The sequence below is a fragment of the Oleiphilus messinensis genome, assembly GCF_002162375.1.
Taxonomy (GTDB): Bacteria; Pseudomonadota; Gammaproteobacteria; order Pseudomonadales; family Oleiphilaceae; genus Oleiphilus; species Oleiphilus messinensis.
Genome location: NZ_CP021425.1, coordinates 4,539,270 through 4,562,611, shown reverse-complemented (window position 1 = coordinate 4,562,611; position 23,342 = coordinate 4,539,270). Strand labels below are relative to the sequence as shown.

Genomic DNA, 23,342 nt, shown 5'->3' with positions numbered 1-23,342 from the left:
TCAGTCAGGTTCGAACTAACCTCGAGTATTGTTCAGCTCAAGGCGCAGCCTGGCCTTGTCCGCTTCTGGTATGTCCATCTTATTGATTTCATCCTCCATGTAACTGCGAACGGTGTCCGACAGTCTGTCTGGTTCAGGTATCTCCGTGGTAATCTCTGCAATCTTCCTGTGCGCTTCCGCTTCGGTTATCTGTCCGGACTCGAGTGATGCAACCACTTGTTGTATCTGTATTTCGATGGCTTTCATGGTTAATCTGCTGATTTTCTCTGTGTGATTTTATAGTCAAAATAAAGAGCGATTCGGATCACCCCGAGCAATTAGCTTAACCGCATCGAATCAGAAGCTCACGCTTTTTTCCGCATTGAAAGCCCGATACCTGCGATACCCAGTCCGATTAGTGCCAGTGTTCCGGGTTCAGGAACCACATGGGTCAACTCGACATTATCAATAAATGCACCCAATGAGTTGTTCGCACCCTGGCCGCCAAAGGACAATGCCATGAAATCACTGGTTGCGGTGAGCTCCAGGGTGAATTGAGTCCAGCTAGGCTGTTGCAAATGGGTGATATCCTCAATTTGGAATACTTCATGGCTGGGGTCGAAGTTACTGTAGTCCTTATCGAAATTATCCCAGAATACACCCAGACCATTATCATTGTTGCCATTGTTAGTGCGAGGCATGTAGTAAAAACTCAGGAGATAGGTTTCTCCCAAAAGCGTATCAATACCCTGTGTGATCGCGCTGTTGTTGTAAGCATCCAATTCGACATATTGTTGTCCGGATTGGGCTTGGACAATCGTGTTACGTTGTACTTCGATACCACTACCGAGTGTTGTCTGCCACCCCGGGATCGATGAAAAGACACCCCAGCTGTTGCCGCTGAGTTGAAGGTTTTCAAAGTCACCATTGGTAATCAGGGTTGCCTGAGCTTGTGATGCCAGAACCGAAACCAAACCACACGCAAGCAGTAACTTTTTCATAACACCTCGAAATTAAAATGACAGAAACTAGACTCAAAAGGAATATTCCCAACAGGGCCAAATTGTATCTGTCTGCATCGTTACTGGCACGTTAACAACTGTAAAATCTAATGTTTCACTTTTGGTGAATGCTCTCCGGTTTGGTCGAGATATTCCTCGGGTCAGCTATAGTAAAAATAAGATTAACTGGATGTAGTCACTTTATGCCTCTGATTCGCGTTTTTCGCAGACTGGTAAAGCAAACCCTGTTCGCTGTCGGACTTTTCCTGCTGTTAGGGCCGGTTTGGGCTGCTGAAACGACCCCCGTATTGAACTTTGTTGGTAGCCAGTTTCCCTACATACTTGAACGCAGTGCGGATGGCCGAATTGAGGGCATTGCTGCCGATCTGATTCGAGATATCGCCACCCGTATCGACATTCAGGCGGATATACAGATCTATCCGTGGAAACGTGCACAAGAGATGGTCAAACAGGGTATGGCCCACGTGCTAATTGGTCCCTACAAAACTCCTGATCGGGAACAATATCTAGACTACAGCCAGTATCACTTTTATCAGGATCACATGGTTTTCTACCAACGTAGTCAATCCGATATCACCTGGAATGGTAAGATTGATGCGTTGGATGCTCATTCGATTGCGGTGGTTCTGGGCTGGAGTTATGGCGCGGCATTCGACGCCAAAATCGCGCAACTCAAGCCAATTCAGCTGCAAACACTGGAGAAGTGTTTGACATTCGTGCTGGTTGGCAGGGCCCAACTCTGTGCAACCAATCAACGCAACGCCCGAGTCACAATCGGAAAAGCCAACTACACCGAAAAAGTAAAAATGCTCCTGCCCGCAATTTCCGATACCAAAGGCTATTTTGCATTTGCCAAGGTTCTGGAACTGAACAAACTAAAGCTCAAGTTTGACCAACAATTAAAGCAATTGATCGACAGCGGAATCGTCTCGGAATTGAACGCTAGAGCGGGGCTTCTGTATCAGGTTGAGAGCGCAGTCGAATAAATTAGCCGTCGTGGACAGATTGGAGGTCTGATTTTGACCTCCTCTGTAGAGTACGATCTCTGCGACTGTGAAGCTAGGGAACTGCGGGAACTTGGATCGCTCATATTTCTGTTCGGTGTCGGGAGTTTGCCAACTATTGTGGCAAAGCTGGCCGAAGAAATTACTACACCAAAGCCAAGAAGGGACATCTTCTCAAACTCAAAAGAGGTTGATTTAGTGTTAATCGAGTTAATCAGGTGTTGAAGTTCGGTTGTTAGCAGCCAGGTGAAAAAAAGCCCAACACCGGAAAATATCAGAAATCCGGCAATTAATGTAACATAAGAAGGTTCTTGTTCGTGTGAACTGGACTCGTTCAATCTAAGTCCCCAATTTTTAAAAGGCTACCAACGATCATAGGGTTGAACAGGGATCAACTTGCTTGTCACAGGTTGACCCTGTCTCGGGAAAATAGCTGAAATATGGTACGAACCATACCTGAGGTGATCTGCATAATCAAAAAGCTAAAAAACTCTCCAAAACCTGCAACTTTTTTGCACCTGCCCCGTATATCTCATTAATCAATGCCCTTCAGGGCGAGTATTAACAGCATCTAAGACTATAACGAAATTGAGAGAACGGAATTATGTACGCAAATTATCGAGAATTTTGGGCGGATTATCGCGCGATTGCAAACTACTATGAAGAATTCACACGCATTATAAACTGGATGGGGCCACCCAGTATTGAACGGGCATGGGATATTTACTCTCAAGCGCGTAATCAACAATATGGTATTTTGGTCATGGGGCGCACTTGTGTGGATGAAAATGGCAGAACCCCGGATCAATTTGGTAATGCAATCACCATCGATGACCATAAAGCCCTGGGGGTGATTACCCACCGGGATGAAGCACCCGGCGTCCGCAATGGTCAAACCGGTTACGGCAATATCAATGTAGCTACAGGCGGTATGATCATGCATTACTATAATGCACTGGATAGCGCTTGGCGCAATGGTAAGGCCGGTTATCACTTTCTGTATAATGACGCCTGGCTTTTAGGTGGTGCCCATGGACGGCACGACTTTAACCTGGCGTCACCCCGATGGAAAAAGAATATCTGGGATTCCAGAGGGCAGCGATTAACGGCAACCGGCAGAGAGGTGGTTTTTCTGGACAGCTGCGGATATCGCGTCAGAAAAGTCGGTCACGGTGGACTCGAAGTGTACACCAGCACCGACCGCCAGGCGGCGCAGAATTCCCGTTTTCAAACTCTCGTTGGCGCGATGCGCTCTGTAAGAAACTACAACGCGGTACACAACCTCTGTATTCCGGATGGGGTGTGATCTCACTCTATTTCTGTTTCCTCAGCGATAGATAACTCTGCTTTCTTTGTTATCTGGTTTGTCACACCAAACGGAACGTGAACCATGGGAATATTTCCGGCGGATGAGGTGAGGTGGGTTTGCTGGTCGTCGAAGAATATGTGCGGTTTGAGTATGTCGAGTATTCGGGCTTTTTTCATGCCGCCGAGGAAAAACACTTCGTTGGCGCTGACGCCCCAGTGTTCCAGGGTGGTGATGACCCGTTCGTGGGCGGGGGCGCTGCGTGCGGTGACGATGGCAGTACGAATGATGCGTTGGTATTCCGGCGATTTTTCAACAGCTTGGTCTTCCAGTTTTTGAATAACCGCAAGTTTTTGAAAGAGGTCGGCCAGCGGCCCCGGGTTGTGTGGGATATCCGCTCTTGCGGTTTCAAATTGATGGAATCCCGCCAAGCCGCCTTTATAGACTTTTTCGGCATCGTCTCCGGCGATTACGCCATCAAAATCGAATGCAATTCTCAGTTCTGCATCGACGATATCATCCATTACTACCGAAGGCAGGACCGTTCCAGCAGGATAGCCGTTATCAATTGCTTGGGAAACGTCTTGTTCGTTTGCCGAAAGAAACAGTGATGCGTTAAATGCGGGGATGTAAGAGTAGGGGGATTGTCCTTCCAGAAATGCGGCGCGGGTGATTTCCAGGCCATGGTGATGGATAGAGCGAAACACCCGCTTCCCGGTGATGGCGGAGTTTCGGGAAAGTAAAACGACTTCTACCGGCAGTTCATCAGGGAAGTGTTGGTTCATGTTGAGAAAACGTCTTACAAAGGGGAAGGCCACGCCTTTCTCAAGCGGTGTATCCAGTTGCGCAGCTTGATAGTCCCGATAGGCCAATGGCCCTTGTTCTCGAAAAACTTTGTCCGATTCAGATAAATCAAACAAGGCACTTGACGCAACGGCGATAACAAATTTTTCTTCAATCGGATAAGGCATGGTGTAAATGTTCCCTGCGGGTTCCAGTTTTTAGGCCGTACCTTACCGAAACGTCCTTCAGTCCTTGGCGGCCTTTGTTTCCAAAGTATAGCGTTTGATCGAGACGATTACCGGTTCTTGTATCCGGTAGGTTTGTTGATTTTCCTAAGGTGACTGAGTTTGTTATTGCTCTTATTTAAGAGTTTATTGGCTTTTAAAATAAAGTATTTTTCTGTTGTTTTGAAATTTCTTATCCCGTTAGCTCTTAGTTTGGGTATGTATATAATGGTGAATGGAGCGATGTCGCACGTTATTTTCGTTATATTCAGTTTTGGCATACCCTGTGCTTATGTTCACGACAAATTTATTTGATACCTGATGGTTTGAAAATGTACTCATTACACGATTTATCGTTCTGTTTTCCGCTGGCTCCCCTCGAAGGGTATGGGCTCTCTGTGCCAGTGCTTGGGCAAGGTGATGTTGCATTGATACCGCATTGGAAACGTACGTTTTATCCCATTTCTAAGCAATTCGAGATTGAACAGGCTCGTGTAAGTCAGCAAGGCAGTCTTCTATCCGGATGAGATGAGTTTATCGTCCGGGGAAAGACGCAAGGTTAGCGGCCCCGGTCAGAATCATAGCAGGATTCGAACCCGGTGGTCTGAGATCACCGGGTTTTTTTATGTGTTTTTTCCGAGCAGCACGATTAAAAGGTCGTGTGACGGATTCAAAAGCACATTACAAAATCTGGTGAGTAAAAAATTTGATCAGTTTGTTGCCGGGTAGCTCAACGGGTAGAGCGCAGCACTTTGACTGCTGCGGTTATGAGTTCAAGTCTCATCCCGGTTGCCAATCTTATAGAGAAGGTGCGTTTTGCGTATCTTTATAAACATGGACGTGCAAGGTAGGATTAAAGAATGAACTGCGCACAAGTATTAAGAGTAGATAAAACGGGGTTTCCGGTATCCTGGTTAACGCCACAAGCGGCATCGTTATTTATCTGTGCCGACCGGGTGCTATGGTTCCATGGCGATGTGAGTATCGTGCTTCGTGGCGGAACTAATCATCAGGGGCAGCGTTCGGAACTGGGTATTCCTGCGATTATTGCCACTCAGGGTGTTGATAAAGCCGCCAAGGATACGCCTGCGCTCAGTAATCAACTTTTGTTTCTCCGGGACAACTATACCTGTCTTTACTGCGGTATTCGGTTTGCCTCACGGGATCTGAGTCGGGATCACATCATACCTGTTTCCCGTGGTGGTGCGGACACCTGGACACAAGTGGTGACCAGCTGTAAACGCTGCAACAACCAGAAAGCGGATCGCACCCCGGAAGAAGCCGGAATGCAATTACTGGCAGTGCCTTTTGTGCCCAGCCGGCATGAAGTGCTGTTTCTGAGCAATCGTCGTATTCTGGGTGATCAAATGGATTTTCTGCGCAGTGGTATCCGTGCAGGTTTATTGAATACGGCGTAACACGCTCCTCCAGTTTACTCCGGCTTGTTTTTTCTCCGTCCAGCATTCAGCTGGTTAGCGACGCGATTAAGTACGCCCGACGTATTTGTCGAATTGAGCGCTTTCAGCTTGGGTGTGATGGACGGCCTTCACGGATTCTCAATGTTCATTCATCAAGACGATTTTGCCAGGCACTTGCGAAGACTCCATAAGACGGTGAGCCTGTTGAATTTCCGCGAGAGGGAGTGTTTTTGAAATCAGGGGATTAATTATCCCCGCTTCGTACAAATCCAGTACTGCCTGCATATCTTGCTGAAACCAGTCCGGGTGAGCGTGTGCAGCAACCCAGATTCCGTAGCCTGACACCGTTTTGCTTGTGGCGATCAAGTCGACAGCCGAGAACAGACCCTTGAGTATTCCGTTTCCTGCCTTAAGCCAATTTCGTCTCCCGTTGTGAATTGCTGTAGAAAATCCGTAGGATATCACCCGACCGAATGGAATAAGGGTTTGGTATGAACGCTTCAAGTGTTGGCCGCCAACGGCATCGAATACAACATCCACGCCATCCGCGCAATGACGTTTAATAGCGGCTTCGAAGGGTTCTGATTGATAGTCGATTTTAGTCAATCGCTCGTTTCCTGTCAGCATGCAATCCAGACTATCCCATTTCCGTTGGGACAGCGTGCCATAGACTTGCGCATCTGCATGCAGTGCAAGTTGCATCAAGGCACTACCAACCCCTCCGGCCAGGCCGTGAATCAATACCGTTTCATTGGGTTTGATCCGGGCAAGACGATGTAACATCTGATAGGCGGTAACATAGTTTAGAATTAAAGCAACGGCGACCGGTGCAGGTATTGATTCCGGACAGGGGCATACAAGGGTGGTAGCAGTATTGATGAAATGCGCATTGCCATCGGTTTGGGACAGCGCGATTACCCTGTCTCCTACGTTGAAATCCTCCACAGATTTACCTTTGCGTTCAACGCGTCCTACTAAATCGTAGCCGGGTGTCAGCATTTTTCGGGGCACTCCGGGATACAGTCCTTCCCGCATTAATACATCCGCAAACGCCACGCCACTGGCCTCGATTTTGATAGTAATTTCGTTTTCTGCAGGAGGTCGAAGTGGCTCGTTTACCAATCGGATTTGCTCCACCCCGCCGGGGCGTATTATTTTAGCGAGTTGATTTTCCATGTCTTTCTCCAAAATATGATGGTATTGGCTGGGAAATAAACAAAAGTTTATGTCAACCTTGATTGATACCTATCAGGTTCGTGTTTTGCGAATTATGGCGGGGTCTTGCTATGCTTGCGATTCCATATCATTCATAAAGGATATGAGTTCTAGTCATGTATTCGATTTTGAAAAAGTTCGATCTGAATTTATTGTTGTCATTACATGCTCTTTTAACTGAACAACAGGTTAGTCTCGCGGCGGAACGGCTTGACATCACTCAATCTGGAATGAGTAAGAATCTCAGTCGCCTCCGGGAATTACTGGATGACCCCTTGTTGGTACGCAAGGGCAATCAAATGATATTGACGCCCCGCGCAGAAGCCATGGTGACGTCGTTGCAATCAATTGTGGATCAAGTCGATCAACTGGTAATGGGGGACGATTTCGATCCAAGACAGCGAGACATGAGCTTTCGGGTTGCCGCTTCCGATTTTCTAGTGCAACTCTATGCTCCGAGTTGGTTGAACAGAATTCAGACTGAGGCACCTCATACCAAGATTGTTTACGTTCCCTGGTCGACCTCTACATTTTCTGGCTTGCAAAGTGGGGAAGTGGATTTTGCCTTCGGTGTGGTGGACAGCGCCCCTGCGGGGATCTACCGCAAAGTCATTCAGCGCTCTTCCCGTTATGTCTGTATTGGACGGCGTGGTCATCCGGCGCTGTCCGGTTCATTATCGCTCGAACACTACGTCGCATTGCGTCATGTTGTGCCGCAACTCACCGGAGGTGGGACTAACCCGGTTGACTTGCGTTTAAATGTGCTCGGCTTAACACGGGAGATTGCGGTCGAAACGCCCTTTTTCATGGCTGCGGTTGCGATTGTCAGCCAGACCGATCTGGTTATGATTGTTAATGAAAGTATGGTTGAGCGGTTACAACCTCTTTATCCTTTGACTGTAGCGAATCTCCCGTTCGATCTTGAATTTCCGCCATTCGGCCTGTTCTGGCATGAGCGGGTCAAAGCGAGTGCTCCCCACCTCTGGTTTCGTGAACAGTTCTTACCGGTTGAATAACTTGTCGATCACGAAGCAATTATTCAATTCTGCTCGGCCCAACGTGCCGCCAGCCCGATTTCACACCAGCGCATGGCGGCTTCTTCAAATTGCAAGTGTAAAGCCCGTGCGTAGCGTTTCATTGCTCTGATTTGTCGGTGGTTTCGAGTGTTCATTGCACCGCTCCTTTTCGCTTTTCCTATTGATTTCGTTGCACTATTTGCCGGCTTGTTACATTGTATGGTTATTATTTATAGCGGCAACGGAATTGGTTTTACCTCACCGCGAGGCGTCATAACGGCAAATCAGTGAACTGGGTCAAGAAATACCCGGCGATCTGTTTCGGTTGGTGGTTTCTTGGTGTCTTGGTTTCTCACCTGATTATCATGATTGGGATAGTTGTGCTTTTCTTAGACAGAAATCCGTCATTGACTATACTCAGTGCTACACCTGTGCTACGGACAGTGCCCATGAAATGGTTTGTCTCGATTCTTCTTGTTACGCTCTTTGCACCGCTGACATTTGCGCAAAAAAAATTGCTCATTGATGTTAAGGGGACGTCGCTGCAAGAGTTGATGAATCTCAAAATCACCTCCCTGTCGAAAAAGTCAGAACCGTTGTCAGAAGCGCCGGCCGCGGTATATGTGCTGACTCGTGACGATATTATCCGTTCCGGTGCCAACCATCTCCCTGAAGTTCTGCGCTATGTTCCCGGAGTCGAAGTCGCCCGTATATCGGCAACGCAATGGGCGATCAGTATTCGCGGTTTTAATTCCAATTCAGCCAATAAGCTGTTGGTCATGATTGATGGTCGAAGTGTTTATAGTCCGCTGTATTCCGGGGTATTGTGGGAAGAAAAAGATGTTTTAATGGATGATGTCGAACGTATCGAGGTGGTTCGAGGGCCGGGTGGCACCCTTTGGGGGGCAAACGCGGTAAACGGTGTGATCAATATCATCACGCGATCCGCACGGGATGCCGAGGGCTCCCATATCAAAGTGGGGGCGGGTCGAGTCGAAAAGGGCATTGTACAATTACGCCATGAACAAGCTGTTACGGATCATCAATTTGTCAGAGTGTATGGCAAATTTACCGATCGTGAGGAAAGCCCTGCAGCAGAAAATGATTCGGATAAGGGGCAATTGGCGATGGGTGGGTTTCGTTGGGATATTGTTGACCAGTTTTGGGGCAACTTGACGGTACAGGGGGACGTATACCACAGTGAGCTGGGGGGGGGATTTGTATCTGCGACCCGTGAGGGGCGGGATGGCAGAGGTCATAACCTGTTGTTGAACTGGAAGTTGAAAGCCAACCCAAGGCAGAATCACAAACTGCTTTTTTACTTTGACCATACAACGCTGGAAACGTCATTGTCAGATCGTCGGGATATCTGGAATCTGGAGTACCAACTGCAACAGCAATGGGGGCGTAACGAATTCGTGATCGGTGCGGGCTATCGTTATTTAACGGACGACGTTACCGGGTCTGATCTTTTTTCAGTTGCACCGCAAAAGCGAAGTGATGAAATTATCAATGTGTTTCTTCAGAACGACACAGCCTTTCAGGGTAATACGCTTCATTTGATTTTGGGTAGTAAATTTGAACACAACAACTATACCGGGGATGAGTGGCAGCCGAGCATTCGTCTGGCGAAAATCTGGGGTGACTTTATGGTTTGGGGGGCCTGGTCAAGAGCGATTCGGGTGCCCAGTCGTTTGGAGCACGATATCGTATCGCCGTTTTTAACGGGTAATCAGACTGCGGTTTCAGAGGAATCGGACTTCTACGAAATCGGGATGCGATATCAGCACCATACCCAATGGCAGACCGATCTGAGTCTGTATTACGGTGAATATGAGCATCTGCTCTCCGTCGAAATACCCATGTTGGCGAACAATATCAGTGGTCGAAATCTGGGCTTGGAATTGAGTTCTCAAGTTCAGCTTCTAAACAATTGGTTGCTTAGATTAAATTATACTTACACGCGCTTGCTGATGGAGACTGCGGCCGGTAGTCTGGATACAAGTACCGAGGCAAATATTGAAGGACGCTCACCTCGTCATATGGCACAACTGATTTCTTTTTTGGATCTTAGCCCTCAATGGCAGTTAAACAGTTATATTCGATTCTTTGACGAGCTGGCGGCGGAGCAGACCGATCATTACGTGGTATTTGATTTGGCCTTGTCCTGGCAATTGCATCCCGCCGGAAGGCTCCAGTTGGTTGGGCGGCATTTGGGAGATGCCAAGCATCGTGAGTGGAGTTCTCCGGAAAGCCAGGTGGAACAGGAGGTGATGTTAATGACCTCCTGGAGTTTTTAATATGATATTTTGCTCTCGCTTAGTCCGTCTGACCGGGTTCCTGGCTGCTGTTTTATTTGGTTCGTCGAGTCTGGGGTACGCCGCCGACGTGACCTATCAGATAAAAGCGTCCTATATCTTCAACATGCTCCAGTTTGTTGAGTTTCCGCCACGCCATGGGGCCGATGCCGGGCAGCTCAATGTGTGTATCCTTGGGGAGGATCGTTTCGGGGCGGCACTGGATGAAATAGATGGGGCTGAGCTGGCCCAGGGCAGGGTCAAGGTTTCCCGGTTAGGACATTATTCTGATGCAACAGACCTGAGTCCGTGCAAAGTATTATACGTTGTTGACTCTGAACACTCTGTAGTTGAAACGGTTCTATCTGCCATTGATGCTTCTGGCACATTGACGATGGGGGAGTCATCCTCGTTTGTTGGCTCTGGTGGTTTGATCGAATTTTTCATTCAGGATGACCAAATTCGATTTCGTATTAATGGTAAGTTGATTAATACGACAGATTTTAAAGTTGCAGCTCAGCTCATTGAGTTGGGGGTCGTAATAAAATGACGGGAATCGAAGAACAATCTCAGGAAGTGGATTGTGTCTGGTGGAAGCGGATTTCGATCCGTTATCGTCTACAGTTCAGCCTGTTTGGTCTGGCGTTGTTAATGCTGGTGGTTACCGTTATCTCAGTCAGTTGGCTGGTGCACGATAACTTCCATCACAAGGCAAGACAAGACTTGCAAATACTCGCGAACGTCTTGGCGGACAATAGCCGTGCGGCGCTCGCATTCAATGATCCCAAATCGGCCACGAAAGTGCTTGGGGCCCTGAATGAAAACCCTCATATTGAACAAGCGGCCATTTATCAAAACGGTAAATTGTTTGCGGTCTATCCCACCGATCAGAATCTGCCCACCCTTGAAGCCGTTCAGGCCAGTCAGTTGCAATGGCCGGATGTGAATTACTACGTTGCGACTGCACCCATTGCCGTGGGTGAACAAGTTCTGGGCTCACTCATTGTTAAAACCAATCTAAATGAATGGAATGATATTCAGTTTGGTCTGATCAAGTTGTTTATTGTGCTGTTTGTGTTCCTGTTGCTTGTTACATTGGCGCTGTCATGGTGGCTCAAGGTTAATGTTACCCACCCTCTGAAAGATCTTTCTGACTGGGCCTTGAAGGTTTCCCGTAATAAGGATTTCAGTCTGCGAATCAGTAAACGCAGTGGGGATGAGGTGGGTATGCTGGTGGACAGCTTAAACAGCATGATCAACGAGCTCTCGCAACAGAAGCATATATTGTCGTTTAACCGTCGTTTGCAGAACGAAATAGTAGAACGTGAAAAGGTCGAAAAAGATCTGATCAATATGCGCAACAGGGCTGAAGCCGCGAGTGAGGCTAAAAGTCGGTTTCTGGCTAATATGAGCCATGAAATTCGCACACCAATGAATGCCATTATCGGATTTGTAGATGTGTTGCTTGATATGGATGTGACCGATCAACAGCGTAGTCACCTTGACACAGTGCGTCGCTCGGCCAAATTACTCCATCGGCTCCTCAACGATATCCTCGATGTCGCGAAAATGGAACAGGGAAAACTCGTTCTGGAGCATATTCCATTCCGTTTGCAGTCACTATTGGGTGATGTGGTGAAAACCTTCGAAGTCAATGCACGGGAGAAGGGCTTGCTGCTCTCCTTGAAAATTTCCGATGGGTTGTCCGAAAACTATCTTGGTGACCCGCTTCGATTGAACCAGATATTGGTAAATCTGGTAGGCAATGCGATCAAGTTTACAGAGAGTGGCGCGGTTGTGATTACCGTTAAACCGGCGGCGGACAATCATGTGCATTTTGCGATTCGCGATACCGGGATCGGTATCCCCAAAGACAAGCTCGGGGTTATTTTCGCCAATTTTGCCCAAGCGGACACATCGATAAGTCGAACCCACGGTGGATCAGGTCTGGGGACGACAATTTCCAAGCAACTGGTCGGTTTGATGGATGGTGAAATCTGGGTCGAGAGCGAATTGGGCGTGGGCAGTACATTCCATTGTGAAATTCCTTTGGTTGAAACAGATCAACAACCGGAGGCTTCAGTTGCTAAACGCATTGCCAGTAGCCCGGTTCAGGGGTTGCGGATTTTGTTGGCAGAGGATGTGGCGGAAAATGCAGAACTGATCCGGATTCGATTGGAGGAAGTGGGTCATCAGGTGACCCATGTCTGGAATGGTCAGCAGGCACTGGAAAAATTTGCCGGGGCTGAGTTTGATATGGTGCTCATGGATGTACAGATGCCGGTCATGGATGGCTTGACAGCTGCGCGGGAACTCCGCAAACAGACCCGAGGACAGAAAGTGCCGATTTTGGCACTTACCGCCAGTGTCATGGAAGAAAACAGGATGGCCTGCCGCGCCGCTGGCATGAATGGTTTCGTGGGTAAACCCGTTGTCATTGATGAACTTTTCAAGGAAATGTCAGCGTTGATGTCCGGTAAATCCGCAGCAATTGAGCCACCGGGTGCTGATAAATCCCCTGAGAAAGCCTGGTTCAGTGATATTGAAGTCGCACCATTCAATGTTCGTAAAGCACAGTCAAACTGGCGGAAAAAAGAAGTTTTCCTGCGCAGCCTGCAAAGCTTTATTGACCGTTTGGGGCCGGATATGAGTGCCGTCAAACGAGCGTTGGAGAATGAAGACCTGAATGAGGTCCGGAAAATTTTACATGCACTCAAGGGCGTGGCCGGCAATTTGGCTTTGGAGGACTGTTACCAGGCTCTGCACCACTTTAATATCGAACTCAAGGCCGAGGATACGGATTATAAGACCGGATTCACAGTCGCCAACAAAGCTGTTCAACGATGCATTCATGCCTGCGACGCATTACTTGAGGTGCATCCACCGCCTCAGATCTCTCTTGCTTTAGAGGTTGATGTTTCTCTGGTTCGAGAGCATGTTCAAGAATTGGATCAAAAACTAGGATTGTCCCAGTTTGATGCTGAACTGGTCGAGCAAACTGCCAAATTGCTCTCAGCGGCTGGTGTGAATGAAACACAGGTGAATAAAGTCGTTAAAAATATCAACGACTTTGATTTTGAGAAAGCCCGAAAGGCTTTACAGGAGGCATCAATGTCCTTGCCGCATTAATGCCGTATGGTCATTGAAGAATTCTCCCGTAGTCCAAAAGGTTGTGAGTCCAAAAGGTTGTGAGTCCAAAAAGGTGTGAGTCGAAAGCGGTGTGAGTCTAACGAGGTACGAGTCTAAAGAGTACGAGTCGAAGGAGATGCGAAATGAATGATTCAATTCCAGGGGCTGCCAAGATACTCATTGTTGATGATGAGCCGGATAACCTTCGGGTGATGATGCAGATCTTGCAGGACGATTATCAGCTCTATTTTGCCAAAGACGGTGAAAAGGCCTTGGAGTTGGTTGATCAGCATGTGCCCGATCTGGTTTTAATGGACGTGATGATGCCCAAAATGGATGGATTTGAAACCTGCATCAAGATGAAAGAGCGTGTAGAGTTCAGCCATATTCCGGTCATTTTTGTCACAGCGATGGCGGAGTCTTCCGATGAGTCATACGGGCTTCAGATCGGAGGCGTTGACTACATTACCAAACCAATTAATGGCGCTGTTGTTAAAGCCCGGGTTAAAACCCATTTGTCTTTGGTAAGCGTTAAAGAGGTTGAGCAGACTCGCCTTGAAGTGATTCGCAGATTGGGCCGTGCGGCGGAATACAAAGACAATGAGACCGGGTTACACGTCATCAGGATGAGTCATTTTTCCCGTCTACTGGCTGTCAAAGCCGGATTTTCAGAAAATGAAGCCGAATTGATATTGCATGCATCACCCATGCATGATGTTGGCAAAATAGGGATACCGGATCGAATTTTATTGAAGCCTGGAAAGCTGGATTCCGATGAGTGGGAAATCATGAAGCAGCATCCGCTAATCGGTGCCCAGATTATTGGCAAACATCGGTCCAGATTATTGATGATGGCCCATGATATTGCCTTAAATCATCATGAAAAGTGGGATGGTACGGGGTATCCAAACGGCTTATCCGGTTACGACATACCGAGAGTTGCCCGAGTGGTAGCGATTGCCGATGTGTTTGATGCGCTTACAACCGAGCGTCCCTACAAACATGCCTGGTCAGTCGAGGATGCCTTGAAATACCTGAATGATCAGCGCGGTGTTCATCTCGACCCTGACCTGGTTCCCTTGTTTGTTGCTATCTTGCCGGAAGTAATGAACATTAAAGAGCGATGGGGGGAGTGTGCGAACAAAGAGGATCTATACGCCTGAGTAGAAGTAATCCGCCATTTTTGCGTATTTTTATCTATAGATAAAATGTTGTATATAAATAAAAAATCAATATTATATTTATAATAAAGACTTCATTAGACTGGCTTTTAACGGATCCAATCTGGATCGCTTCCTTCAGTCGTTATACTTATTGGAGTCGTTATGAAACTACCCCGTCTTATTCTGCCGTTTGTGTTTGCCGTCAGCGTTTTTAATTCGCAGGCGGATGAGCGCTCATTGTCACCTTCCGGGAACGCCGAGACAATTGGTTTTTCGGTCATTCATACGGCCAAATCAGCAGGTGCCCAGGAAGCAATGGTCGTCTCCTCAGGCTCCTGGTGGACCCGGCGCCAGTTGGTGCAGACGGCCGTATTGATTCAACATCCAAACGGAGACGTCATGATCGATACCGGTTTGGGTATCAATATTGATAAGCAGTTTGAAGATAATGGTTTTCTCGACAGCCAGCTATTCAAATACGAGGAATTGTACCCTGCGGCGACTCAGTTTAAAGATAATGAATATGATTGGACCCGGTTGAACCGGATCGTACCGACTCATTTGCACTGGGATCACGCCAGTGGTCTCGAAGATTTTCCTGATATTCCGGTCTGGGTGCAGGAACGCGAGTATGAAGAAGCCACTCATGGCAAGCCACCCGCCCATTTACCCTCTCAATTTGCCAGTTCCAGGATAGCCTGGCATTTCTTTGAAATGTCGGACCAGCCGTACGCAGGATTTGCCAAGAGTCTGGATATTTATGGTGATGGCAGTATTGTTTTAGTTGACCTCTCCGGTCACTCTGCGGGTCAGGTCGGAATTTTTCTGACGGTCAGTTCCGGCAAGCGCTACTTTTTTATCGGTGATACCACTTGGACCTTGAAGGGGGTTGAGGATAATGCCTCACGCCCCGGATTTTTAAACTGGATGGTTAAAATTGATTACAATGAAGCGCAAAATAGCTCGCAAATCGAAAACATCCATGATCTAAAGGTGCGCGATGACCGTGTAACAATTGTTCCCGCCCACGACGAAATTGTAATGGCCAAGTTACCTCGCTATCCTGAATTCGAATTCTAATTCCAGTTCTAGCGATTTGCAGGGGAGTACCTGAATGGATTTGAAAGCGTTAAAGTATTTCATCGCCACGGTTGAAGAGGGCAGTATCAGCGCTGCGGCCCAGCGCCTTTATATTGCCCAGCCTTCCATATCCATGGCGCTGGCAAAGCTGGAGGATTCATTGGGCGCTCAGCTTCTGATCCGGGGTAAGAAAGGTGTGACTCCAACCCCGGCGGGTCAGTCACTGTACCAGCAAGCTTTAGGGCTTGTGCAGCATGCACAGTCGATAAAAAACAGCTTTACAGACGAAGGACAGGGTGCTGCACTCACGATATCGGTAGCGCCTTCGATCGCGTTCCATTACTTGGGAAGGGTGTTGACTGTGATTCGGGGACGAATTCCGAACCGGTCGATTCACATCCTCCGGGCAAATGGGTCTGCAAATGCGTTGAAAGAAAATCAGATCGAAGCTAGATCAGCTGATTTTCGCTTGCTGCCCGAATCAGACACTCAACCGGAAGACGTATTCGTTCCGCTCTGGTCGGAGCGTTATCAATTAATTGTGCCTCAGGATCATGCTTTGGCCTATCAATCCCGCATTAAGTTCACTGATTTGAAAGGGCAGCGCTTGATCGCCCGCACGTTCTGCGAGCGCAATGAAGAGCTGAAAGCGTTTCTGCTGAGTTTGAAGATCGAAGTTGATATCGTCGCAGAAGTAGATAATGAAGAATGGGCTCTGATGTTGGTTGAGCAGGGTATTGGCAGTGCCATTCTTCCGTTGCCTGATCCGGTCGATAGCTCGCGTCGTTTTGTAAGCCATACGATTGATCACTGGTTACCGGGCGAAAGTCTGAAGCGTCGTATTGGAGTAGCAATGGATTATCAGAAACTGGCGGTTAACAGCTACCGTCAACTTTTGGATGAGCTGAAAAACCAACTACACCCCATTGAAGGATAATGATGAAATCAATTAAGCGACTGAGTCTTTTTGGGTCAGGCATTATTGCTCTAATTTGCCTGGTTTTTGCTATTGCTCATGCGACCCGGGATCATGAAGCACTGACTCTGGATCAAAGTCAGCGAGAGAATATCGGGGGCGACTACATCAGTATCCCTCAGGGTGTGGTGCATTACGAATTCTCAGCCAACGGAACCGGGCCTGTTATCGTTTTGGTTCATGGTTTCTCCGTACCTTCCTATGTGTGGGAGCCCACTTTTAATACGCTGAAAGCGAATGGGTTCAGGGTGCTTCGTTTTGATTTGTTTGGGCGAGGGTTTTCAGATCGACCTGACCTGGAGTATGTGATGGACGATTATGTTGCGCAATTGCATGCTTTACTGCAGGCATTGAAGATTGAAAAAACGGTGCAGTTGGTCGGGTTGTCGATGGGAGGCGCAGTGGTGACCCATTTCACCAACCGGTACCCTGAAAAGGTAGAGCGACTGAGCTTGATAGCGCCCCTGATTAGAACGCCGGATCGACCTGAACTCCTTCCCTTGATGGTACCCGTGTTAGGCGACTGGTTGGCTGATGTTTTAATGGTTCCAACCCTGCGCAAAGGGGTCTCCAAAGCGGTATATGATCCCTCAACCTTCCCGGATTGGGAGCGTCGGCTGAATCCCCAGACGCAATACGCCGGATACACTCACGCCATATTGAACACTGCACGGCAGTTACGAGGCCAGGACTTTTCAGCCCAATATTTTACCATGCTGGATCTACAAAAACCAGTGCAACTTATCTGGGGCGAAAATGACCAGACCCTGCCTTATTCTGATCACACCGTTATAACCGACTATGCATCAAAACCTGGACAGCGGGCGAAAATTGATTTCAGGCCTATCCCCAAATCGGGCCACTTACCCCACTGGGAGCACCCTGAATTGGTTGGTCGTGCACTTATTGAATTTCTGCGTCCCGAGGAGTGAGATCCTCTGCAGTTCTATGCTGTTTGCGACTGCGATTGCAGTACGGATAGGTGAAGTACGGATAGGTGAAGTACGGACAGGTGTAGTACTATGATGTGACCTTCGAGATTAAATTTCGTGCTACTTTATTTAGGCATTCTTTTAATCCATACAGGAGGGGGTCACATGGCCAGGATTTTGATGATTACCGGCGATTTTGTTGAAGATTATGAAAATATGGTGCCTTTTCAGGCGCTTATCGCGATGGGGCATGAGGTTGATGCAGTCTGTCCGGGAAAAGTAGCGGGCGATACCATTGCCACCTCGATTCATGACTTCGAAGGGGATCAGACCTACACGGAAAAGCGCGGCCACAATTTCACCTTGAACGCGAATTTCAGCAGCGTTTCCGCTGATGACTACGATGCCTTGTACCTGCCCGGTGGTCGGGCACCGGAATATTTACGTCTGGATAATGAAGTCATTGCGCTGGTGCAAACCTTTGTTAGTAGTGGCAAGCCCGTGGCTGCCATTTGTCATGGCGTGCAAGTGCTGACCGCAGCAGAAGTGATTGAAGGCAAGAACATTTCTGCCTATCCCGCCTGTGAGCCGGAAGTTCGCCTTGCCGGAGGCAAATACCAATCTCTCTCGATGGATCAGGCGATCACTGATGGCCAGTTTGTTACTGCGCCCGCGTGGCCTGCTCATCCTGCCATGTTGCGACAGTTACATGTGTTGTTGCAGTAATCCCGTTACGGTGTAAGTCACGCCAGGAATCAATGTTATCGAGGTCAAGGTCATCGAGGTCACCCATGTGTCAATTGTTTGTAAATGCGGATGCCCGCTTGTGGGCCAGTAAAACCAAATCGCTCCGGATTGACGGTGTGGTGACGTCTATTCGATTGGAGTGCTTCTTCTGGGAAGTGTTGGACGAAATTGCCCATCGAGATGGCATGACGGTAAATCAAATGATTACCAAGTTGTATCTGGAATCACTGGATGCAGATCATGATGTGGGCAATTTCACCTCCTTCCTGAGAGTCTGTTGTGCACGGTATCTTTCTTTGATGGCCGATAATTTGTTGCACCGAAATGATCAGCAAGCACTGGCAGGCGTGGATGCCCCGGAATTGTTGCAGCAGGAAGCGGATAAAACCTTGCTGCGGCAGCATCATCGGGCACGCAGCTCATCCTGCCAGTAATGATTGTACTTTTCAGGACTGTACTCTTCAGGGTTGTGTACTACAGGGTTGTGTACTACAGGAATCAGCAGCGAGAATCATGATGCAAGCGAAATCAGAACAAAATGAGCAGCAGCTGATCCAGACTCTGCGTGATCTATTGGGCTCGCGCAATGTGTTGACCGGAGAGCGGGCGATGGCGGCCTATTGCAAAGGTTTTCGTGAGGGTTCCGGTCCGGCACTGGCAGTACTAAAACCCGGTACCCTGTTGGAACAATGGCAGGTTTTGCAGGCCTGTGTCAGCGCCGGAGTGAATATTATCATGCAGGCCGCCAACACCGGTTTGACTGGCGGCTCCACACCCACTGATGGCTGTGACCGGTCCACAGTCGTCATTAACACAAACCGTATCGACAGCATTCAGGTGTTACCGGCTTTTAATCAATTTATTGCCTTTTCCGGAGCGACACTGTATTCCCTCGAACAAGCGTTAAAGCCCTATCAACGTGTACCTCATTCCGTAATTGGTTCTTCTTGTATCGGAGCGTCCATTGTTGGCGGAGTCTGTAACAATTCCGGTGGCGCGCTGATCGAGCGTGGCCCGGCATATACAGAGCTGGCACTTTACGCCCAGATTGATGCCCAGGGGAAACTTCACCTGATCAATCACCTTGATATTGATCTCGGCGATACTCCGGAAGAAATTCTAACCCGACTTCAGACGCGTCGTTATCCTGACAGTGCAATTGGAATCAGTCAGAAACAGGCGTCCGATCAGGAATATGCCCAGTGGGTTCGTGACACGGAGAGTGATACCCCGGCACGTTATAATGCCGACCCCAGAAGACTGCATGAGGCCAGCGGTTGTGCTGGCAAGCTCGCGGTATTTGCTGTCCGGCTTGACAGTTTTGCAGAAAACAAGGGGGAACAAACCTTCTACCTGGGGGCTAATTCCACAGAAACCCTTGAACTTGTCCGGCGTACGCTATTGCAGGAGGCGACAGAACTACCGGTTTCTGCAGAGTATTTACATCGTCACATCTTCGATATTGCTGACCGCTATGGGCGAGCCACGGTGTTGCTCATCAGAGCGATGGGCGCGAATCGAATGCAGGGATTCTTCCGTTTCAAGCGTGTACTTGATGGGGTGTTCAACCGTTCACGCTGGCTACCCAGGCATCTACCCGACAAGATGATCCAGTGGATTTCGAATCGTTTCCCCAGCCAGACACCCATGCGCCTCGTGAACTGGAACCGGCGTTTTGAACATCAACTTATACTGACTGTAAAAGGTCACGCCGTGACTCAATGTCTGGCGTTATTGGAAACCATAAAGCAGAACTCTGAACTTGATTTTTTTGTCTGTACCGAGGCTGAGACAAAACGTGCCTATCTGTTGCGTTTTGCCGCTGCCGGAGCCGCTTTACAATATGCTGCCGTGCATGATGATCAGGTTGAAGGTATCGTGGCACTTGATGTTGCGTTGAAGCGAAACGAGCTAAACTGGTTTGAAACCTTGCCCGCATCTCTTTCGAATAAACTCTGCCTGCCGCTTTATTACGGACACTTCTTCTGTCACGTCTTTCATCAGGATTATGTGGTCCGGAAAGGAGAAAGCCTGTCTGACGTTAAACAAGAACTGTTAGACCTGTTAGATCAACGCGGTGCAGAGTACCCCGCAGAACACAACGTTGGTCATCTTTATCACGCCAAACCTTCCCTGAAAGAAAACTACCAAAAACTCGACCCGACGAATACCTTCAATGCCGGAGTTGGCCAGATGTCGAAGTGCAAACACTACCAGGATTCGTAGCCTGAACAAGGTTAATTCCAACCTAAAACAGGCCCTGTAATAATTTCACCGACTGCTAGACTTGGGTAAAGTCAACCGGGAGATGGATCGGTGAATTACATTCGAAATACTCAGAAGCGTCTGTTCGTTCAGCAAATACTATTAATGGGTACGTTCTGCGGAAGTGCTGCAAACGCGGCGTCCGCTGTCGGGGACTATGTATTTCTCGATGCCAACGAAACCTATGATGTCGACACCGAGACCACGGTATTGGGTAATAGTGGAAATGAGACGTTGCGTGTCATCGGGACGGGGTCAGTTAAAGTTGATGCCAATGTTGAACGCATCGAGTTCTCAGACAGTCTGAGTGCCTATCAATTTGCGGTTCAGGGCACGCAGGTCACGATCTCCGGTGCCAACATCACGGTCACAATTCTCGGACTCAATACACCCATAAAGCTTGCATTTATGGATGGCTCCGTGGGGCTGAACCTGACAGGTTTAGGGTTCGCCGATATGGGCGGGGCCCCCTTGACATCGAGCAGTGCAGCAATATCAACGGCCCTGGATACGACTGATCCATCAACCATCAGTGATATTGGCGGCGGCACCGGAGAGACTGGAAGTCTCACATTAAGCAGTGATGCGCTGAAGGATAAACTGATATTGCCACTGAGTGCGACCTGTGATGGTGCGGGTGGGGGGACATCTATTCCGCTATCCTGGGTTGATCAACTGGATGGCACATTGTCCTATGCTGTGACCATGCACCATTTTCCCAATGTGCTGGATGAGGGGGACTGGTCGAAGGCGAAATCGTACTGGATATTGTTCGATATTCCGGCATCGGTGAGTGAGCTTGCCGATGGCCAGACCCAGATTGGCACGTTTGGTCTGAATACGGTCAATGATCAGCAAGCCTATTCTGCGCCCTGTTCTCAGGGGGTGGGTGATCAGGAGTATGTGATTACGCTTTATTCTTTGTCTGCAGCGCCCGGGCAGTTGGGGTTAAGTGGTGCTACAACAGATTTACAAGCTATTGCCGATGCAGTGGCAGGCGTAACGCTGGACAAAACCGAGCTGACCGTTGTTCGTTCTCGCTATAACCCCACTGCCGATGACCATGTCCCGACCAGTGTGGCCACGGATTGCGACGGGAAAAAAGCGGCCTTTGATAACTATTCTGACCGGGTCAGCCTGACCTGTGATAGCACGACCATGACCGTCACCAGTACGACAAGCTTACCGGAACGCGCTGCGCTTGATGCTGACAAACCCACTGTCGGCATTACGGCCTGGATTGGTCGGGTACCGCTGCCGACTGAAACGACATGGAGCTTGCCCTTGTCTCCGGCCTACAACAGCGGACCGGAAAGCAATATTCTGATTCATTACCCGATTGGAATCACTGTGGATGGCGTCCCCATGCTGCACTATGCCAAAGAGTCGGTGCAGAATGAAGTGGCGCAATTGGGTGAGGATTACAGTGATCGTGATACTGCGTTGCTGGGGGAGATTGATCAATGTGGCGGTCATGCCGGTAATGGGGAAGACTATCACTATCATGCTGCCCCGGTTTGTATGATGGATACCCATGACCCGTCGCAACCCCTGGCTTATATGTTTGATGGTATTCCCCTGTATTTTGGTACAGGTGGGGGGCAGCTTATCGGGAACGGGGTTAGCTTTGGTGGCGGGCGTTATGATGATCTCAATTACCTGCCCAGTGCGGTAAAAGCGGATCCTTCATTGTTGGATGACTGTAACGCCTATGATTTGCATGGCGATGGCTCGGCATTAGTGTATTACACCACTGCTGAAGCGCCATACACGATTGCCTGTTTCCGGGCGGATGCGGATCAGGAAGGTTCTGCCTTCACCTTTCCTCAATGGGATATGGGGGATCGTGATATCTCCTGGTCGGGATCGGATGTTGTGATCACGGATTATTACGATACGACGTTCGATAATGCCACATGGAGTGTGATGGAAATGACACCCGGTGAGTCGAATAATAAAATTGCCGCAGGCAATACGGCCCTGATTCTGTATCGTCAATTGCAGTCAGGAGAAACCGGGTTTATTTCGGGCCAGGATTGCTGGTCGTTCCGATACCGCGTAGACAAAAATCAGAGCGATGGTAGCGGCGATATCGAGGAGACCAAATGTCGCAAGTAGCCTTTAATTCAAATTCGGTGCAACGACTTTTCGTCTATGGGTGTCGGCAGATCCGGCAGATGATTTCCAACCGGGGGCACTTTGGTTTTGTAGCGTTATTCGTCTTGATACCTTTTAATGTATCGGCCCACGGCTTAAATCTCAGTAATGCAAATGTCATATTACGCAACGACAATCATCTCACGATCAAAGTGCAGTATCGCTGGCAACCCTTTGTTGAGCAAGCCATGCCCGAGCAGTCGTGGGCTCGTACATTGCCCGCACTGGCCAGCTTGAAACCGGAGGATTTCAGTCGACAGTATCTTGCCATGCAGGCGCTGATCGAAAATGAGCTGCAGGTTTACTATGATGGTAAACCGATTCAGTCTGTCAGGTTCCGGTTTCCAGACTCGAATCAAAGTCAGCAATTTTTTCGGACTGCATTAGCCTCCCAGCTGGTTCGTGCCGAAGCCCATGGTCATGGGCACGAAGATCTGCAATTTCAAAGCTTTGAGCTGGATGGATTTATCGCGGAAAAATCTCCCGGGGGGATTCTAACGGTCGATTTTCCTGCTGAATTCGGAACAATGTTGGTCAGTTACATCCGTCCGGTTACGCAGACACTTAAACCGGATCGTAAGGGTGTGCACTACCATCAACAGTTATACTGAAAAGGGGCCGTAGGGCCC

The 23,342-nt window shown here is 48.6% G+C and carries 22 protein-coding genes; 17 read left to right on the top strand and 5 right to left on the bottom strand.

Translation table 11 applies throughout. The annotated features are described in order from the left end of the window. Window positions 1-15: 15 nt before the first annotated feature. A complete protein-coding gene (locus OLMES_RS19850) occupies window positions 16-246 on the bottom strand; it encodes a hypothetical protein (RefSeq protein WP_087462863.1) in 231 nt (76 codons plus the stop codon). A 98-nt stretch (window positions 247-344) separates the two neighbouring features. After that, window positions 345-980, bottom strand: a complete 636-nt coding sequence (locus tag OLMES_RS19845) for a PEP-CTERM sorting domain-containing protein (RefSeq protein ID WP_087462862.1) — start codon at window positions 978-980, stop codon at window positions 345-347. 203 nt (window positions 981-1,183) lie between these two features. Here OLMES_RS19845 and OLMES_RS19840 point away from each other — a divergent pair, with 203 nt between their 5' ends. Both OLMES_RS19840 and OLMES_RS19835 read left to right on the top strand, forming a co-directional pair. Further along, entirely contained in the window at window positions 1,184-1,987 is an 804-nt protein-coding gene (locus OLMES_RS19840; protein ID WP_157678411.1) for a substrate-binding periplasmic protein, read from the top strand. A 622-nt stretch (window positions 1,988-2,609) separates the two neighbouring features. After that, on the top strand, window positions 2,610-3,311 hold the full coding sequence (locus tag OLMES_RS19835) for a hypothetical protein (protein WP_087462860.1): 702 nt from the start codon (window positions 2,610-2,612) through the stop codon (window positions 3,309-3,311). Between the two features lie 2 nt (window positions 3,312-3,313). Here OLMES_RS19835 and OLMES_RS19830 read toward each other — a convergent pair whose 3' ends face one another. Beyond that, the gene (locus OLMES_RS19830) at window positions 3,314-4,282 is read right to left on the bottom strand and encodes a 5'-nucleotidase (RefSeq protein WP_087462859.1); all 969 of its coding nucleotides are present in this window, start codon (window positions 4,280-4,282) and stop codon (window positions 3,314-3,316) included. Between the two features lie 368 nt (window positions 4,283-4,650). Between OLMES_RS19830 and OLMES_RS28085 the strand changes: the two genes are divergently transcribed. After that, the gene (locus tag OLMES_RS28085; protein ID WP_157678410.1) at window positions 4,651-4,845 is read left to right on the top strand and encodes a hypothetical protein; all 195 of its coding nucleotides are present in this window, start codon (window positions 4,651-4,653) and stop codon (window positions 4,843-4,845) included. A 333-nt stretch (window positions 4,846-5,178) separates the two neighbouring features. Further along, window positions 5,179-5,736 carry an HNH endonuclease gene (locus OLMES_RS19810; RefSeq protein WP_087462856.1) on the top strand — a complete coding sequence of 186 codons (558 nt, stop codon included), beginning with the start codon at window positions 5,179-5,181 and terminating at the stop codon, window positions 5,734-5,736. A 138-nt stretch (window positions 5,737-5,874) separates the two neighbouring features. Here the strand turns inward: OLMES_RS19810 and OLMES_RS19805 are convergent, their stop codons facing one another. Further along, entirely contained in the window at window positions 5,875-6,912 is a 1,038-nt protein-coding gene (locus OLMES_RS19805; protein WP_087462855.1) for a medium chain dehydrogenase/reductase family protein, read from the bottom strand. 155 nt (window positions 6,913-7,067) lie between these two features. On the opposite strand from OLMES_RS19805, the gene OLMES_RS19800 reads away from it, so the two are divergent. Then, window positions 7,068-7,967, top strand: a complete 900-nt coding sequence (locus tag OLMES_RS19800) for a LysR family transcriptional regulator (protein WP_087462854.1) — start codon at window positions 7,068-7,070, stop codon at window positions 7,965-7,967. Window positions 7,968-7,990: 23 nt separating this feature from the next. Here OLMES_RS19800 and OLMES_RS28905 read toward each other — a convergent pair whose 3' ends face one another. Next, window positions 7,991-8,122, bottom strand: coding sequence for a hypothetical protein (locus tag OLMES_RS28905; protein ID WP_269767726.1), 132 nt, complete (start codon window positions 8,120-8,122; stop codon window positions 7,991-7,993). Window positions 8,123-8,416: 294 nt separating this feature from the next. Here OLMES_RS28905 and OLMES_RS19795 point away from each other — a divergent pair, with 294 nt between their 5' ends. The 12 genes from OLMES_RS19795 to OLMES_RS19740 all read left to right on the top strand — a co-directional run bounded on the left by OLMES_RS19795 (window position 8,417) and on the right by OLMES_RS19740 (window position 23,324). Continuing rightward, a complete protein-coding gene (locus OLMES_RS19795; protein ID WP_198343050.1) occupies window positions 8,417-10,267 on the top strand; it encodes a TonB-dependent receptor plug domain-containing protein in 1,851 nt (616 codons plus the stop codon). A 1-nt stretch (window position 10,268) separates the two neighbouring features. Continuing rightward, entirely contained in the window at window positions 10,269-10,814 is a 546-nt protein-coding gene (locus OLMES_RS19790; RefSeq protein WP_087462852.1) for a YfiR family protein, read from the top strand. Beyond that, entirely contained in the window at window positions 10,811-13,393 is a 2,583-nt protein-coding gene (locus OLMES_RS19785; RefSeq protein ID WP_087462851.1) for an ATP-binding protein, read from the top strand. Before OLMES_RS19790 ends, OLMES_RS19785 begins: the two co-directional genes overlap by 4 nt. Window positions 13,394-13,536: 143 nt before the next feature. Continuing rightward, the gene (locus tag OLMES_RS19780) at window positions 13,537-14,556 is read left to right on the top strand and encodes a response regulator (RefSeq protein WP_087462850.1); all 1,020 of its coding nucleotides are present in this window, start codon (window positions 13,537-13,539) and stop codon (window positions 14,554-14,556) included. A 162-nt stretch (window positions 14,557-14,718) separates the two neighbouring features. Next, window positions 14,719-15,636: an MBL fold metallo-hydrolase gene (locus OLMES_RS19775; RefSeq protein WP_087462849.1), complete on the top strand. Its 918-nt coding sequence runs from the start codon at window positions 14,719-14,721 to the stop codon at window positions 15,634-15,636. Window positions 15,637-15,670: 34 nt separating this feature from the next. Next, window positions 15,671-16,573: a LysR family transcriptional regulator gene (locus OLMES_RS19770; RefSeq protein WP_087462848.1), complete on the top strand. Its 903-nt coding sequence runs from the start codon at window positions 15,671-15,673 to the stop codon at window positions 16,571-16,573. After that, the gene (locus OLMES_RS19765) at window positions 16,573-17,544 is read left to right on the top strand and encodes an alpha/beta fold hydrolase (RefSeq protein ID WP_087462847.1); all 972 of its coding nucleotides are present in this window, start codon (window positions 16,573-16,575) and stop codon (window positions 17,542-17,544) included. Before OLMES_RS19770 ends, OLMES_RS19765 begins: the two co-directional genes overlap by 1 nt. A gap of 165 nt (window positions 17,545-17,709) precedes the next feature. Beyond that, the gene (locus OLMES_RS19760; RefSeq protein ID WP_087462846.1) at window positions 17,710-18,270 is read left to right on the top strand and encodes a DJ-1/PfpI family protein; all 561 of its coding nucleotides are present in this window, start codon (window positions 17,710-17,712) and stop codon (window positions 18,268-18,270) included. 65 nt (window positions 18,271-18,335) lie between these two features. Next, entirely contained in the window at window positions 18,336-18,725 is a 390-nt protein-coding gene (locus OLMES_RS19755; protein WP_087462845.1) for a ribbon-helix-helix domain-containing protein, read from the top strand. Window positions 18,726-18,804: 79 nt separating this feature from the next. Beyond that, window positions 18,805-20,517: a D-lactate dehydrogenase gene (gene dld / locus OLMES_RS19750; RefSeq protein ID WP_232465155.1), complete on the top strand. Its 1,713-nt coding sequence runs from the start codon at window positions 18,805-18,807 to the stop codon at window positions 20,515-20,517. Window positions 20,518-20,607: 90 nt separating this feature from the next. After that, window positions 20,608-22,674, top strand: coding sequence for a YHYH protein (locus OLMES_RS19745; RefSeq protein ID WP_157678409.1), 2,067 nt, complete (start codon window positions 20,608-20,610; stop codon window positions 22,672-22,674). Continuing rightward, window positions 22,662-23,324 carry a hypothetical protein gene (locus tag OLMES_RS19740; RefSeq protein WP_087462843.1) on the top strand — a complete coding sequence of 221 codons (663 nt, stop codon included), beginning with the start codon at window positions 22,662-22,664 and terminating at the stop codon, window positions 23,322-23,324. The genes OLMES_RS19745 and OLMES_RS19740 overlap by 13 nt, the downstream gene beginning before the upstream one ends. Window positions 23,325-23,342: the final 18 nt, after the last annotated feature.